Consider the following 13,964-nt stretch of genomic DNA (forward strand, 5'->3'; position numbering starts at 1 on the left):
CGGTGATGAGACACGAAGTAGGAGGCAACATGTCCAGCTACAACATTGCACTCAATTTCGAAGACGGCGTGACGCGTTTCGTCGAATGCAAGGCGGGCGAGAAGGTGCTCGACGCCGCGTTCCGCGCCAAGATCAACCTGCCGATGGATTGCTCCGACGGCGTATGCGGCACCTGCAAGTGCCGCGCCGAAAGCGGCAGCTACGATCTCGGCGACGACTACATCGAAGACGCGCTCTCCGACGACGAGAAGGAAACCGGTCTCGTGCTCACTTGCCAGATGGTGCCGTCGAGCGATTGCGTGATTGCGGTGCCGGCTTCGTCCACCGCATGCAAGACCGCGCAAAGCAAGTTCGCCGCGACGGTCACGAAGATAGAGCCGCATAACGATGCCGCCGTCGTGCTCGAACTGGACGTCGATGCCGCCACGCCCGCGCCTGTTTTTCTGGCGGGCCAGTACGTGAATATCGACGTGCCCGGCAGTGGTCAGCATCGTTCGTATTCGTTCTCGTCCGCGCCGGGGCAGACGAAGATCAGCTTCCTCATCAAGAAGATACCCGGTGGCGTGATGAGTACGTGGCTCGAATCCGCGCGGGCGGGCAGCACTGTCGAGTTGACGGGACCGCTCGGCAGCTTCTATCTGCGCGCCGTCGAGCGGCCGCTTCTGTTCCTCGCGGGCGGCACGGGCCTCGCGCCGTTCCTGTCGATGCTCGAAGTGCTCGCGCGCGCCGGCTCGCAGCAGAAGATTCACCTGATCTACGGCGTGACACGCGACCTCGATCTGGTGCAGGTCGACGCGATCGAGGCGTACACGGCGAAGCTGCCGAACTTCACGTTCAGCACCGTCGTCGCCGATGCGGACTCGAATCATCCGCGCAAGGGCTGGGTGACGCAGCATATGCCCGCAGAATCGCTGAATGACGGCGATGTCGATGTATACCTGTGCGGTCCGCCTCCGATGGTCGATGCAGTGCGCAAGCACTTCGACGACAACGGGGTGAAGCCCAACAGCTTCCACTACGAGAAGTTCACTCCCAACGCCGCGCCGGTGACCGCATGAGCACACAACGATTTGCCGGCAAGGTGATGATCGTCACCGGCGCGGCGCAGGGCATCGGACGCGGCGTGGCGCTGCGTGCGGCCGCCGAGGGCGCGAAGGTGCTGTTCGTCGATCGCGCGGACTTCGTATCCGAAGTGTCCGCCGAAGCGCCGGGCGCGGAGACGGCAGGCTTCGTCGCGGATCTCGAGACCTATGAAGGCGCAGCCTCGGCGATGGCTTTCGCGGCGCGCAAATTCGGCGGCATCGATATTCTCGTGAACGGCGTCGGCGGCGCGATCCGCATGCGTCCATATGCCGAGTTCGAGCCCGCGCAGATCGACGCCGAAATCCGACGCTCGCTCATGCCTACGCTCTACGCCTGTCACGCGGTGTTGCCGTATCTGCTCGAGCGTGGTCGCGGAACCATTGTGAACGTGTCTTCGAATGCCACGCGCGGCATTCGACGCGTGCCCTATTCGGCCGCGAAGGGGGGTGTCAACGCGATGACGCAGGCATTGGCGATGGAATACGGCGAGCGCAATATTCGCGTGGTCGCGGCCGCGCCGGGCGGCACCGAAGCGCCTGTGCGACGCGTCCCGCGCAACGCGAGCGGCGATAGCGAGCAGGAAAAAATCTGGATGGGCGAAGCGGTGAAGCAGGTCACCGAATCGACCTTCTTCAAGCGCTACGGCACGCTCGAAGAACAGGTCGCACCGATTCTCTTCCTCGCTTCGGACGAAGCGAGTTATATCACCGGCGCGGTATTGCCGGTCGCCGGCGGCGATAACGGTTGAGTCTGCAGGAGACACATGCCATGAGTGAACACAAAGCTATCGTTCCGGCGGGAATGGAAGCGGTCTATGAAAAGATTCGCTACGCGCCCGCGATCAAGGCCGGCAACACGATTTACGTGTCCGGGCAGATCGGTCGTGATGCGGCCATGCAATTGGTCGAAGGCCGCGAGGCGCAGATCGTGCAGGCATTCGAGAATCTGAAGCGGGTGCTGGAAGCGGCGGGGGCGTCATTGAGCGATGTCGTCGACGTGACCACCTTCCACACGGACATGCGCGATCTGCCTTTGTTCATGCAGGTGCGCGACCGCTATCTGAACACGCATCCGCTGCCTGCGTGGACCGCCATCGGCGCGCACATGCTGGGCGGCGCGGCGGGTTATGTCGTCGAAATCAAGGCAGTCGCGGTATTGCCTTAGTCAGGAAACTGAACGCCGCGCAATTCCCGGCCGCATAGCGGGAAACCAGACCGGGAACGGACGCTGGTATCAGATAAGAACGTCAACGCGGGTATTCATCGGTGAGCCCCGGCTTTTTGCTGCGCTTTCAGTGCGGCAAGGGAAGCGCGCGTGCGCGTGCATCGAGCCGTCGAATCAATCCAGAAAGAAAATCGCGGAAATCAAAGCAAGTCCTACATTAATGGAGACAACCATGCGTCCTATCGACGTTCAGAAGTTATGCGACGATGCCCGGTTCACGAAATTTCATTTGCTACTGCTTTTCTGGTGCGCGCTCATCATCATTTTCGATGGATACGATCTCGCGGTCGTCGGCATTGCGCTTCCATCGATCATGAGCGACATGGGCATTCAGCCGACGAGCGCCGGATTCATGGTGAGCTCCGCCTTGCTCGGCATGATGCTCGGCGCGGTGTTCCTCGGAACGATCGCCGACCGGATCGGCCGGGTGCCCGCAATCGTCATTTGTCTCGTGCTGTTCAGCGTCTTCACGGCCGCCGCGGGACTGACCCGGGACCCCGTGATCTTCGGTGTTGCGCGCTTCCTTGCGGGACTCGGCATCGGCGGTGTCATGCCGAACGTCGTGGCGCAGATGACGGAGTATTCTCCGCGCAAGATCCGCAGCACCATGGTGACGTTGATGTTCAGCGGATACTCCGTCGGCGGCATGCTTGCGGCGCTCGTCGGCAAGGGCATGATCGAGCGCTACGGCTGGCAGTCGGTGTTCATTGCCGCAGGCGTGCCCGCGCTTCTTGCTCCGGTGATTCTCAAGTACATGCCCGAATCGCTCGCGTTCCTGGTGCGAAACAATCGCGCGGAAAGCCTGAAGAGCATTCTTGCGCGCGTCAATCCCGCCTACGTGCCGCAGCAAGACGACACCTTTTCGCTTTCCGACCGCGAAGCCGCGCCCGGTTCGACGATCGCAAGGCTCTTTGCCGAGGGCCGCGGACTGAGCACGGTCATGTTGTGGATCGCGTTTTTCATGTGCCTGTTCATGGTCTACGCGCTGAGTTCGTGGCTGACGAAACTCATGGCGGGCGCCGGACACAGCCTCGGCTCGGCCCTCACGTTCGTTCTCGTCCTGAACTTCGGTGCGATGATCGGGGCGATTGGCGGCGGATGGCTCGCTGACCGCTTCAACATCAAGCACGTCCTCATCGCGATGTACGCGCTCGCGGCCATCTCCATCAGCTTGCTGGGCGTGAAGGTTCCGACAGGCGTGCTGTTTGTCCTGGTCGGGCTCGCGGGCGCTTCGACCATCGGCACGCAGATCGTCACCTATGCGTTTGCCGGACAGTTCTATCCGATGGCCATTCGATCGACAGGCATCGGCTGGGCGTCGGGCATCGGACGCAGCGGCGCGATTCTCGCGCCCATTGTGATCGGCTTTCTCGTCAGCAGGGCGCTGCCGCTCCAGCAGAACTTCGTCGCCATTGCCATTCCCGGCGTCATCGCGATGCTGGCGGTCTGCCTGATCGATTCACGTCGTTCCAGGCGCGACGCTGGCCCGGCCGTCGCGCCACAGGCCGATCCGGTTTGACGCACTCGCCCGAGCACGCCCCGCACTCATTCCTTTCGGGATGTCGGCTGCCGGGGCTTCTGTGGCTCGGAAGGCGCGCCGCGTTGCGTCGGCGCTCGCGTGCACGCGTCCGGCGGCGTGACATAGGGCAAGTCGTCGCAGCAGCATGCGTAGACCGGAAAGCCATACGCGTTGGTGCGGATGATGGTCGTCGGCCCGTGCAGCGGGCACACCGCTTTCATGGCGCCTCCTGAAATTCGATAGTCGACGCGTCTATCGTACACGGCGCGCGCGGTCATCGGCGCCAATGCGCTGCCGATTGACCCAAGTCAAATTCCCGCTGCGGGCACCGCGATAAAGTCGGAAACGTTCATCCACTTCGCGCCATGCCAGGGAGCTCGCAGATGAAGGCACTCGTCTATCACGGTCCCGGAAACAAATCCCTCGACGAGCGGCCCCAGCCGACGCTTGCCGCGGCCACCGATGCGATCGTCCGCGTGACGCGCACGACCATCTGCGGCACCGATCTGCACATCCTCAAGGGCGACGTGCCCACCTGCGAGCCCGGGCGCGTGCTCGGGCACGAAGGCGTGGGCATCGTCGAGGAGGTGGGCGCGGCGGTATCGGCATTCAAGCCGGGCGATCACGTGCTGATCTCGTGCATTTCTTCGTGCGGCAAATGCGAAGCGTGCCGGCGCGGCATGTATTCGCATTGCGCGACAGGCGGCTGGATCCTCGGTAACAAGATCGACGGCACGCAGGCGGAATTCGTGCGCATCCCGCATGCCGATACGAGTCTCTATCCGATTCCGGCGGGCGTCGAGGAAGACGCGCTCGTCATGTTGTCGGACATTCTTCCGACGGGCTTCGAATGCGGCGTGCTCAACGGCCGCGTGCAGCCGGGCAGCACGGTCGCGATCGTCGGCGCGGGACCGATCGGTCTGGCCGCCTTGCTCACGGCGCAGTTTTACGCGCCTGCGCAGATCATCATGATCGACCGCGACGCGCATCGGCTCGAAGTCTCGCGCACGTTCGGTGCGAGCGCGTGCATCGACATCACGGGCATGGAGCCGGTCGCCGAAATCATGCGTCTGACCGATGGCGCGGGCGTCGACTGCGCGGTGGAGGCGGTCGGCGTTCCGGCGACCTTCGAGCTATGCCAGCAGATCGTCGCGGCGGGCGGGACGATCGCGAACGTGGGCGTGCACGGCGTGAAAGCCGATATCCATCTCGAATCGCTCTGGGATCGCAACATCACGATCACGACGCGCCTTGTCGATACGGTCAGCACGCCGATGCTGCTCAAGACCGTGCGTGCGGGACGGCTTCAGCCGAAGCAACTCATCACGCACCGCTTCACGCTCGAGCGCGCGCTCGATGCTTACGATACCTTCAGCCGCGCGGCGCAAACCCAGGCGCTGAAGGTCATCATCGAAGTGGCGTGACCATGGAAAGCGTGAGCGTGCCGACAGTGCTCATCGGTGTCTTCGTGGAGCGCATCGAACGCAAGCTCGGGCGCGTCGACAATCTGAAGGGGGCGGCGTGAGCGGAAGCAAAGGCCGGGTGACCATGTACCGCAAGATCATGGTGGCGCTCGATGGCAGTGCGTGTTCGCAACGCGCGCTCGACGAGGCGATTCGCATCGGCGCGCGCGCGAGGGTGCGGGTCGTGCACGTCATCGACGTGGCCGCGCTTTCGTCGTATCCGGCGCAGTACCGTGTGAGCGTTCGTGAGCAAGGCGCGCACGCGCTGGAGATCGCGTATGCGCGTGCGCTCGATGCGGGCATCGAATGCGAAACCGAACTTGCCGAAACACGCGATGTGACCGACACGATCGCGAAATGCCTGCAGCGCCGCGCGGTGCAGATGCTCGCGGACGTCGTCGTCATGGGCACGCACGGCCGCACCGGATTGCGCAGGCTTGCGCTCGGCAGTGTCGCCGAAGCGTTCGTCAGGCGCTCGACGTGTGCCGTGCTGCTCACGCGCGAGACGAGCGGTGCGTCGGGACATGCGTGAGGATCGCATGCTCTGACCGGAGAAGCGGCCGGCTCACGATCAAAACTCGTCTAACGCCGGTCCACGCGGCCGTATTGATCCAGATCAATACGCACCACGAATCCGTGGCAGAGACTGAGGGGATATGTCCTGAACGTCGAACCACCCCGCATCGATGCACCACGAGGTATCGGCATGAACATTACGTTTGCAAGCCAGCCGCCCGTCTATCAGGGCGATGTCCCTTCACTCACCTTCGCCGCGTTCGCCGACGGCGAGCGCATCGCGTGCACCATTTCCGCCGAGGCGCTGGAGGATCACTTCGGCGCGGCCTCCTGGCGGGAGGAAGATTTGCAGCAGGCTTTCGAAAGCCATCGCTCGTCGATCGAAGGCGCTGCCGAACACCTGCTGAACCGCGTCGGCGGCACATCGGTCATGCTGCGCAGCGGATTTTTCCGGTTTCGCCGGGCGCGCGCTCAGACGTCGTCGAGCCGGGCCTGACCGGGAAACCGCACGCACGCGCGATCCGCCGCGTTCGACTGACTCAAGGTGACGCCGGGACGCCGTTGTCGGCGCGACGTGTGAGCGGAATTTCCACGAGGATGCGAAAGCCTTCGCCGGGCGCGCTGCGAAACTCGATGACGCCGCCCAGCTGACGTACGCGCTCGCCCATTCCGAGCAGGCCGAACGTCCCGGCGGCGCGCCCGCGTGTGACGTCGGCGCCGCAACCGTCATCTTCGATCGTCAGCGTGCAGCGCGACCGCGTGCAGGCGATCGCGATGCGTACTTCGCTCGCCTGCGCATGGCGCACGACGTTCGTGAGCGCTTCCTGCACCAGCCGGAAAACCGACGTGGAGGCGCTCGTGTCGATTCCGCCTTCCTCACCTTCGATATGCAGTTGGATCGTCAGATCGTAACGCCGGCGAACGTCGCAGACGAGCCAGTCGATCGCGGCGAAGAGCCCGAGATCGTCGAGCACGGGCGGGCGCAGGCCAGCCGCGATTCGCCGCACCGATCCGATGATCGTGTCGATCTGCGTCTGCATCGCGGCGATCTGCGCGCCGGCGTCGAGCGTCGATAACTGCATCTTCAGCGCGGCGAGCTGCTGGCCGAGATCGTCGTGCAATTCGCGGGCAATCGACGCGCGCTCGTTTTCGAGCGCGCTCTGCACGTGCGCGGACAGTTCGCGCGCGTGCTGCAACTCGGTGAGCCGCAGCCGGTCGGTCATGTCGCGCGTGACCTTGGCGAAGCCGAGCAGATTGCCGCGCGCGTCGCGCAGTGCCGTGATGACGACATTCGCCCAGAAGCGGCTCGCATCCTTTCGGACGCGCCAGCCTTCGTCTTCCACGCGACCGGCCTGCGCCGCTATCGAAAGCTCGTTTTGCGGCTTGCCCGCCGCGATGTCGTCGGGCGGATAGAAGACGGAAAAATGACGGCCGACGATCTCCCGCGCGTCATAGCCTTTGATCCTCTTTGCGCCGGAGTTCCACGTCGCGACGTTGCCGTGGGCGTCGAGCAGGAAGATCGCATAGTCTTCGACGGCCTCCACGAGAAGCCGGAAAGACGCATCGTTCTGCAGCGCGGACGAGAGCGGGGCGCGTGGATCGTCGGGTACGGCTGCTGAGGCGTTCGTCATCGTTGCTGGGCCCGGTCGCGCAAGCAACGTCCGACGCGTTGCAATGCTATTGCGTGGTCAACGTGAAAGGCGGCAACGGCATATCGTCACCGTCCAGAAAAGCGGTCGCACAGCGAACCGCGAAACCGAGCGCGCCATCCCTGCTCGCGAAGGCGCCGAGATTGCCGAGCGAGGTGGCATGGCCGTCCTCTTCCAGAATGGACGCGGTTGCGACGAATGCATTGCCTACTTGAGTGACGGAGGGCTGAAAAGCCGCTCCCCGATGATAGATGATCATAGATTGTGCCGAAGTGGTCGAAGCGCGAGCGGCATGCATGCCGCCGGGTGCGCGGGATCAGGCGTGCTGGACAACGCGAGCGCCGTTCGAATGGGGCGGATGTCGCATGGATTGTCGATGATCGATTTCGGCCATGCCATAGGCAAATGCATAGCGCACGGCGCCTGTCGCGCTCGTAAATTCGCCGAGCATGCCGCTCGAACGGCGCGTGCCGTCCGGTTCGCGCACGATGAGCATTGCCGTGTAGCGATCCTGTTCCAGCACGGCCGTCGCGCTCAGCACGTGGCCTTTGTAGATGAGATCTGTGGTTTGGGTCATCGGTCTCTCAGGTTTTATGTTTTCGATGTACCGCGTGTCAGTCCTACATTTCGTAAGCAATAAGCCTAACCGTTCAATTTTTGTCGTCTTACCCGATTTAAGCTTTTTTACTTTTTTCCGGTGATCGCTTAAGTCGGATGAAATAAATACGCGTGGACATGGATCGCGCGCATCGTTCCGCCAATTCCTAGCCGTCGCCCGACGATCTTTTCCCTTGTTAAGCCGGCACAGACAATAATCGCCACAGCACCGGGTCCGAGCCCGGTGAACGGAGATCCACAGATGAAAGGGCATTTATCGGTTGGCGTAACCGCAGTTGCCATTGCAGCGATCATCGGTGGATGCAGCGGGGGAAGCTCCAGCTCCGATCCGTCCACGGCTTCGGGAGGCTCGTCATCGGCATCCGGCCCGGCTGCGGCGTCGGGTCCATCGTCGCCGGCAAGCGGCGCGAGCGCGCCGTCCAGTGCAAGCACGCCCGCGACGACCAAGCCGTCCGCATCGACGCCGATGGATGTCACCACGTATCACAACGACATCCGGCGCACCGCGCAGCAGCTCGCGGAGACCCGGCTCACGCTCGCCAACGTGAACGCATCGACGTTCGGCAAGCTCGGCTTCTATACCGTCGATGGCCCCGTCGATGCCCAGCCGCTCTTTCTCGGCAACGTGCCGATCGCGGGCGCAGCGCATAACGTGCTGTACGTCGCAACCGAGAAAGCGAGCATCTACGCGTTCGACGCCGATACGGGCACCGTGCTCTGGCACGTCTCCACGCTGCTCGCGGGCGAAGTGCCGAGTGACGATCGCGGTTGCGACCAGACCACCCCGAGCATCGGCATCACGGCGACGCCCGTCATCGATCGCGCGCGCGGGCCGAATGGCGCGATGTATGTCGTCGGCATGTCGAAGGACAGCGGCGGCGCGTATCACCAGCGCATTCACGCGATCGACATCGCGACGGGCGCGGAACTCTTCGGCGGCCCGACGGAAATCACCGGCTCGTATCCCGGCACCGGCTCGGGCAGCGTGAACGGCGTCGTGCCGTTCACGCCCGCTCAGTACATCGAGCGGGCGTCGCTGCTGCTCTTGAACGGCGTCGTCTATACGGCATGGAGTTCGCATTGCGACGCGTTGCCATACACGGGCTGGGTCATGGGCTACAGCGCGGACACGCTGAAGCAGACGGGCATCCTGAATGTCACCCCGAATGGCCAGATGGGCGGCATCTGGATGGGCGGCGCGGGTCTCGCATCGGATGGCACGTCGATCTATTTCCTCGACGGCAACGGTACCTTCGATCCGACCACCAACGCGCAGGAGATGCCCAACAAGAACGACTTCGGCAATGGCTTCCTCAAGGTCACGCCGACGCCTGCGCTGGCACTTCGGGTGACCGATTACTTCGAGCCGTCGGACACCGTCGCGGAATCGAACGCGGACCTCGACCTCGGCTCGGGCGGCGTGCTGGTCCTGCCCGATGTCACCGATATCAACGGCAACGTGCAGCATCTCGCGATAGGCGGCGGCAAGACGCGCGTGCTCTATGTCGTGAATCGCGACGCGATGGGCAAGTTCGATTCGAATGCCGATCACATCTATCAGCCGCTGTACTCGACGATCACCGGCCCGCTGTTCACCGCACCCGCGTTCTACAACAACACGATCTATATCGGCCCGGCGGGCGATCACCTCAAGGCGCTGCCGGTCGTGAACGCGGTGGTGGCGGCGGCCGCGTCGAGTCAGACCACGAGCCCGGCGGGCAACTGGAATTTCCCGGGTCTCGCGCCCGTCATCTCCGCGAACGGCAACACGAACGGCATCGTATGGGGCGTCGAGAACACGTCGCCCACGGCCGTGCTGCATGCGTACGACGCGAGCAATCTCGCGACCGAGCTCTACAACAGCAATCAGGCGGGCACGCGAGATCAGTTCGGCAATAACAAGTTCATCTCGCCGACGATCGCGAACGGCAAGGTCTACGTGGGCACGAAAACCGGCGTCGCCGTATTCGGCTTGCGATGAAGCGTTCCGTATGGGAAACGTCCGCATCGGGATAAGATCGCGGAACTTCAACCCGTGGAGCGATTTCATGCAACTGACCCGTCTTCTCGTTCCGACCTTCGTCCAGACGCTGAAGAACCTTTCGACGTGGCTCGACAAGGCGGCGGCGCAGCAGCAGGAGAAGGACGCGAACCCCGATGCGCTCATGACCCTGCGTCTCGCGCCGGATATGTATCCGCTCGCGGCGCAAGTGCGCTTCGTGTGCTTTCAGGCGCAGGAGCCGGCGTACAGATTGCGCGGAGAAAACGTGCCGCAGAGCTTGCTTGGCGTGCGTGAAGAAGGATGGAAGTCGAACGAGGAGCCCGGCTCGTTTGCTGACGCGCAGGCGCGCATCGCCGGGGCGATCGCATTTCTTTCGAGCCTTGCGCCCGATGCGCTCGATACCGGAACCGACGCGCAGATCGCGCTCGATCTGCCGAACGGCATCGTCTTCGATATGACCGGCGAGCAGTACGCGCGCGACTGGTCCTTGCCGCAGTTCTATTTTCACGCCGTGACCGCGTACGCGATTCTGCGCCATCACGGCGTGCCGCTCGGCAAGCCGGATTACGTCGCGCATATGTTCGCGTATATCCGGCCCGGCACGTTGCCGCAGGGTTGAAGCGTCAGGGCGTCACGCGTTCGACATCACGCCGCGTTGGTCGTCGGCACGATCCTCGTTGCCGTGACGCAGGCGCGTGCTGCACACCGCGGCGAACAGCAGCGCGATCGCGAGACACACGAGCCCGTTCATCGCGCGGCCGGTCGTCTGTTCGATGATGCCCATCACCGTCGGTCCGACGAAGCCGCCCAGCAGGCCGCACGAATTGACGAGGCCGAGGCCGCCCGCGAGCGCACTGCCCGAAAGACGCGACTGCGGGAAGGTGAAGATGATCGACTGCACCACGAAGAACATCAGCGCAGAGAGGCACACGCCGAGCAGCCCGATCACCGGCGACGCCCATGCCGCGATCAGCATGCCCGAGGCCATGATGACGAGCCCGGCGATCAGGATGCGACGGCTCTTCGACGAATCGCTCGCGAAGCGCGGCAGCGTGGCTGCGCCGATGGCGGCGGCGACCCACGGCGTCGCGCTGAGCAGGCCGATCGTCAGCGGAGAAAATTTCCCCGACGCGCCGATGATGCCCGGCAGGAAGAAGATCACCGTGTAGATCGTCAGCTGATGGCAGAAGTAGACGAGAATCGCGAGCCACACCTGACGGTCGCCGAGCACGCTGCGCAACGCGCCCGTGCCGTGGCGGCCGCCCTGCGCGTCCTGTTCGGCGGCGAGGCGGCGTTCCAGCGCAATGGCGTCCTCGCGTGAAAGCCACGGCGCGCTCGTCGGGCGATCGGGCAGCATCTTCCACACGACGAACGCCAGCAGGATCGCGGGTACCCCTTCGATCACGAAGAGCCATTGCCAGCCGTGAAAGCCGAGGCTGCCGTCGAGTTCGAGCAGCGCGCCGCCGAGCGGACCGCCGACGATATTCGCCACGCACACGCCGAGCAGGAAGTAGCCGGTGGCGCGGGCGCGTTCCTCGCGTCCGAACCAGTACGTCAGATAGAGCATCACGCCGGGGAAGAGTCCGGCTTCGGCCGCGCCGAGCAGGAGGCGCATCACGTAGAACGAAGTCTCGCCGGTGACGAAGGCCATCGCGACGGAGAGCGCGCCCCACGTCACCATGATGCGCGTGATCCAGAAACGCGCGCCGACCCGGTGCATGATCAGGTTGCTGGGAATCTCGAAGGCCGCATAGGTCAGGAAGAACAGACCCGCGCCGAGTCCGTATGCCGCGGCGGAGATGCCGAGATCGATGCTCATCGAATGCTTCGCGAGCGCGATATTCGTGCGATCGAGAAAGCTGATCACATAAACGATTACCAGCAGGGGCATCAGCTTGCGCAGCATCAGGCGGTTGAGCGACGCGTGCGAAGCGCTCGTCGTGGTGGGCTTGGACATGATGACTCCCGGAATCAGAATGGGCGCGGGATGCGCGCGGGTAATGCGGTGTCGGGAAGGCGTTTCAAGAAAGTGTCTCCGTAAGCGTTGTATTTTTAATGGCGTGAGCACGCGCCGATCGCGCGGCGCGTGCGCTCGAAAATCAGAAGTTCACGTTGTCGCCGCCCTTGAGCGAGAGCATCTGACGCGCTTCGGCGGGCGTCGCGACGTCGAGCGACAAGCCTTCGATCACTTGACGGATCTTGCGTACCTGCGCCGCGCTCGACTCGGCGAGCTGACCCGGCCCGATCCACAGCGAATCTTCGAGACCCACGCGCACGTTCGACCCCTGAGCGACGCCGATCGAGCCGAGCGGAATCTGATTGCGCCCCGCGCCGAGAATCGACCAGACATAGTCGTTGCCGAAAAGACGATCGGCGGTGCGCTTCATGTGCGCGAGATCCTCGGGATGTCCGCCGATGCCGCCCAGCAAGCCGAATACGCTCTGCACGAAGAACGGTCCCTTGACGAGCCCGCGATCGACGAAGTGCGCGAGGTTGTACAAATGCGAGATGTCGTAGCACTCGAACTCGAAGCGGGTGCCATTGGCCGAGCACGACGTCAGGATGTATTCGATATCGGCGAACGTGTTCTTGAACACGAGATCGCGGCTCTTCTCGAGATGCTGGCGTTCCCAGTCGTGCCTGAGTTCCTTGAACCGGTCGAGCATCGGATAGAGGCCGAAGTTCATCGAGCCCATGTTCAGCGATGCCACTTCCGGCTGGAAGTGATGCGCGGGCTTCAGGCGTTCCGCGACCGTCATGTGCGGACTGCCGCCCGTCGTCAGGTTGATGACTGCATCGGTCTGCGACTTGATGCGCGGCAGGAAGCGCTGGAACACGGCGGGGTCTTGCGTCGGGTGACCGTCTTCGGGATCGCGCGCATGCAGATGCAGAATCGCCGCGCCTTCCTTCGCCGCGGCGAGCGCGGCTTCGGCGATCTCGTCGGGCGTGACCGGCAGGTACGGCGACATCGAAGGCGTATGGATCGCACCCGTCGGTGCGCACGTAATGATGACCTTGCGTTTCGTTGCCATGTGATCCTCGATGTTCTTCAGAGTGTTTCGACGTTGCCGCAGACGGAGAGCGCCTGACCCGAAATCGCGCTGCCCGCGGGCGAGCTGAGATAGAGCACGCTCGCGGCGATTTCCTCCTGCGTGACCATGCGGCGCAAGGAAATTTTCGCGAGATACTGCTTCTCCATCTCCTCGTAACCGATGCCGAGCTGTTTCGCGCGCGCGGCGATCACGCCTTCCATGCGCGGGCCCTTGACGATGCCCGGCTGCACCGCATTCACGCGAATGTTGTCGGGACCGAGCTCGATGGCGAGACTTTTCGCGAGACCGACCACGGCCCACTTCGTCGCGGAATAGGGCGTGCGAAAGCCATAGCCGAGACGACCCGCGACCGACGACATGAACACGATCACGCCGCCATCGATCGCCTCGCGCAGCATCGGCACGGCCTCGCGCGAGAAGTAGTAGTGGCTATTCAGATTCACGTCGATGGTCTTTTCCCAGTCGTCGGAATCGATCGCGTCGATGCCGCCCGTCGGGCCCGCGATGCCCGCGTTGTTGATCAGCACGTCGAGGCCGCCGAGTTCGCGCCGCACGTCTTCGAAAACGCGCTTCACGTCGTCCTTGTTCGCGACGTCCGCACGCGTGCCGGTGATCGACGGCGAAACGGTCGAGACCGCGTCGATGGCTTTCGGATCGACATCGCAGACATGCACGCGCGCGCCCGTCGACACGAACGCCTTGGCAATCGCGAGACCGATGCCGGACGCGCCGCCCGTGATCAGCACACGCAGGCCTGCGCGCGGGGTGAGCAGTTTCATGAAATCCATCGGGTGACTCCTTTGTGGTTATGTTTTGCGGGACGTGCGCCGTCCTCGC

The 13,964-nt window shown here is 63.6% G+C and carries 17 protein-coding genes; 9 read left to right on the plus strand and 8 right to left on the minus strand.

Going from position 1 to position 13,964, the window contains the following annotated elements; all coding sequences use genetic code 11:
• Positions 1-29 precede the first annotated feature (29 nt).
• The 4 genes from benC to NCS58_RS26020 all read left to right on the plus strand — a co-directional run bounded on the left by benC (position 30) and on the right by NCS58_RS26020 (position 3,826).
• The gene (gene benC / locus NCS58_RS26005; RefSeq protein WP_061116289.1) at positions 30-1,058 is read left to right on the plus strand and encodes a benzoate 1,2-dioxygenase electron transfer component BenC; all 1,029 of its coding nucleotides are present in this window, start codon (positions 30-32) and stop codon (positions 1,056-1,058) included.
• The gene (benD, locus tag NCS58_RS26010; RefSeq protein ID WP_061116290.1) at positions 1,055-1,831 is read left to right on the plus strand and encodes a benzoate diol dehydrogenase BenD; all 777 of its coding nucleotides are present in this window, start codon (positions 1,055-1,057) and stop codon (positions 1,829-1,831) included. Before benC ends, benD begins: the two co-directional genes overlap by 4 nt.
• Before the next feature lie 20 nt (positions 1,832-1,851).
• Positions 1,852-2,247: a RidA family protein gene (locus tag NCS58_RS26015; RefSeq protein ID WP_061116517.1), complete on the plus strand. Its 396-nt coding sequence runs from the start codon at positions 1,852-1,854 to the stop codon at positions 2,245-2,247.
• 232 nt (positions 2,248-2,479) lie between these two features.
• On the plus strand, positions 2,480-3,826 hold the full coding sequence (locus NCS58_RS26020; protein WP_061116291.1) for an MFS transporter: 1,347 nt from the start codon (positions 2,480-2,482) through the stop codon (positions 3,824-3,826).
• A gap of 26 nt (positions 3,827-3,852) precedes the next feature.
• Here NCS58_RS26020 and NCS58_RS26025 read toward each other — a convergent pair whose 3' ends face one another.
• Positions 3,853-4,047: a hypothetical protein gene (locus NCS58_RS26025; protein WP_061116518.1), complete on the minus strand. Its 195-nt coding sequence runs from the start codon at positions 4,045-4,047 to the stop codon at positions 3,853-3,855.
• 162 nt (positions 4,048-4,209) lie between these two features.
• Between NCS58_RS26025 and NCS58_RS26030 the strand changes: the two genes are divergently transcribed.
• The 3 genes from NCS58_RS26030 (at position 4,210) to NCS58_RS26040 (ending at position 6,301) form a co-directional block, all read left to right on the plus strand.
• Positions 4,210-5,250, plus strand: a complete 1,041-nt coding sequence (locus tag NCS58_RS26030; protein WP_061116292.1) for a zinc-dependent alcohol dehydrogenase family protein — start codon at positions 4,210-4,212, stop codon at positions 5,248-5,250.
• 97 nt (positions 5,251-5,347) lie between these two features.
• A complete protein-coding gene (locus NCS58_RS26035; protein ID WP_250477801.1) occupies positions 5,348-5,821 on the plus strand; it encodes a universal stress protein in 474 nt (157 codons plus the stop codon).
• A 174-nt stretch (positions 5,822-5,995) separates the two neighbouring features.
• Positions 5,996-6,301, plus strand: a complete 306-nt coding sequence (locus NCS58_RS26040; RefSeq protein WP_061116294.1) for a DUF1488 domain-containing protein — start codon at positions 5,996-5,998, stop codon at positions 6,299-6,301.
• Between the two features lie 43 nt (positions 6,302-6,344).
• Here NCS58_RS26040 and NCS58_RS26045 read toward each other — a convergent pair whose 3' ends face one another.
• The 4 genes from NCS58_RS26045 to NCS58_RS34390 form a co-directional block, all read right to left on the minus strand.
• Positions 6,345-7,436, minus strand: coding sequence for a PAS domain S-box protein (locus NCS58_RS26045; RefSeq protein ID WP_086960712.1), 1,092 nt, complete (start codon positions 7,434-7,436; stop codon positions 6,345-6,347).
• A gap of 46 nt (positions 7,437-7,482) precedes the next feature.
• Positions 7,483-7,713, minus strand: a complete 231-nt coding sequence (locus NCS58_RS26050; RefSeq protein ID WP_061116296.1) for a hypothetical protein — start codon at positions 7,711-7,713, stop codon at positions 7,483-7,485.
• A 57-nt stretch (positions 7,714-7,770) separates the two neighbouring features.
• Entirely contained in the window at positions 7,771-8,031 is a 261-nt protein-coding gene (locus NCS58_RS26055) for a hypothetical protein (RefSeq protein WP_061116297.1), read from the minus strand.
• A gap of 128 nt (positions 8,032-8,159) precedes the next feature.
• Positions 8,160-8,552 carry a hypothetical protein gene (locus NCS58_RS34390; protein ID WP_250477802.1) on the minus strand — a complete coding sequence of 131 codons (393 nt, stop codon included), beginning with the start codon at positions 8,550-8,552 and terminating at the stop codon, positions 8,160-8,162.
• Here NCS58_RS34390 and NCS58_RS26065 point away from each other — a divergent pair.
• Complete coding sequence (locus NCS58_RS26065; RefSeq protein ID WP_250477803.1) at positions 8,539-10,053, plus strand: pyrrolo-quinoline quinone; 1,515 nt, start codon at positions 8,539-8,541, stop codon at positions 10,051-10,053. The genes NCS58_RS34390 and NCS58_RS26065 overlap by 14 nt on opposite strands.
• Positions 10,054-10,120: 67 nt before the next feature.
• On the plus strand, positions 10,121-10,693 hold the full coding sequence (locus NCS58_RS26070) for a DUF1993 family protein (RefSeq protein ID WP_061116299.1): 573 nt from the start codon (positions 10,121-10,123) through the stop codon (positions 10,691-10,693).
• Between the two features lie 12 nt (positions 10,694-10,705).
• Here NCS58_RS26070 and NCS58_RS26075 read toward each other — a convergent pair whose 3' ends face one another.
• From NCS58_RS26075 to NCS58_RS26085, 3 genes are all read right to left on the minus strand, one after another.
• Positions 10,706-12,031 carry an MFS transporter gene (locus NCS58_RS26075; protein WP_061116300.1) on the minus strand — a complete coding sequence of 442 codons (1,326 nt, stop codon included), beginning with the start codon at positions 12,029-12,031 and terminating at the stop codon, positions 10,706-10,708.
• 142 nt (positions 12,032-12,173) lie between these two features.
• Positions 12,174-13,106: a 3-keto-5-aminohexanoate cleavage protein gene (locus NCS58_RS26080; RefSeq protein ID WP_061116301.1), complete on the minus strand. Its 933-nt coding sequence runs from the start codon at positions 13,104-13,106 to the stop codon at positions 12,174-12,176.
• A gap of 17 nt (positions 13,107-13,123) precedes the next feature.
• Entirely contained in the window at positions 13,124-13,915 is a 792-nt protein-coding gene (locus NCS58_RS26085) for an SDR family oxidoreductase (RefSeq protein WP_061116302.1), read from the minus strand.
• Positions 13,916-13,964 lie beyond the last annotated feature (49 nt).

This window comes from Caballeronia sp. INML3B, assembly GCF_023631305.1.
Lineage (GTDB): Bacteria > Pseudomonadota > Gammaproteobacteria > Burkholderiales > Burkholderiaceae > Caballeronia > Caballeronia turbans.

Bases quoted from the DNA above. Each gene is read 5' to 3' on its own strand.
- benC (WP_061116289.1), top strand. From the start codon at position 30: ATGTCCAGCTACAACATTGCACTCAATTTCGAAGACGGCGTGACGCGT.
- benD (WP_061116290.1), top strand. From the start codon at position 1,055: ATGAGCACACAACGATTTGCCGGCAAGGTGATGATCGTCACCGGCGCG.
- NCS58_RS26015 (WP_061116517.1), top strand. From the start codon at position 1,852: ATGAGTGAACACAAAGCTATCGTTCCGGCGGGAATGGAAGCGGTCTAT.
- NCS58_RS26020 (WP_061116291.1), top strand. From the start codon at position 2,480: ATGCGTCCTATCGACGTTCAGAAGTTATGCGACGATGCCCGGTTCACG.
- NCS58_RS26025 (WP_061116518.1), bottom strand. From the start codon at position 4,047: ATGAAAGCGGTGTGCCCGCTGCACGGGCCGACGACCATCATCCGCACC.
- NCS58_RS26030 (WP_061116292.1), top strand. From the start codon at position 4,210: ATGAAGGCACTCGTCTATCACGGTCCCGGAAACAAATCCCTCGACGAG.
- NCS58_RS26040 (WP_061116294.1), top strand. From the start codon at position 5,996: ATGAACATTACGTTTGCAAGCCAGCCGCCCGTCTATCAGGGCGATGTC.
- NCS58_RS26045 (WP_086960712.1), bottom strand. From the start codon at position 7,436: ATGACGAACGCCTCAGCAGCCGTACCCGACGATCCACGCGCCCCGCTC.
- NCS58_RS26050 (WP_061116296.1), bottom strand. From the start codon at position 7,713: ATGATCATCTATCATCGGGGAGCGGCTTTTCAGCCCTCCGTCACTCAA.
- NCS58_RS26055 (WP_061116297.1), bottom strand. From the start codon at position 8,031: ATGACCCAAACCACAGATCTCATCTACAAAGGCCACGTGCTGAGCGCG.
- NCS58_RS26065 (WP_250477803.1), top strand. From the start codon at position 8,539: ATGGATGTCACCACGTATCACAACGACATCCGGCGCACCGCGCAGCAG.
- NCS58_RS26070 (WP_061116299.1), top strand. From the start codon at position 10,121: ATGCAACTGACCCGTCTTCTCGTTCCGACCTTCGTCCAGACGCTGAAG.
- NCS58_RS26075 (WP_061116300.1), bottom strand. From the start codon at position 12,031: ATGTCCAAGCCCACCACGACGAGCGCTTCGCACGCGTCGCTCAACCGC.
- NCS58_RS26080 (WP_061116301.1), bottom strand. From the start codon at position 13,106: ATGGCAACGAAACGCAAGGTCATCATTACGTGCGCACCGACGGGTGCG.
- NCS58_RS26085 (WP_061116302.1), bottom strand. From the start codon at position 13,915: ATGGATTTCATGAAACTGCTCACCCCGCGCGCAGGCCTGCGTGTGCTG.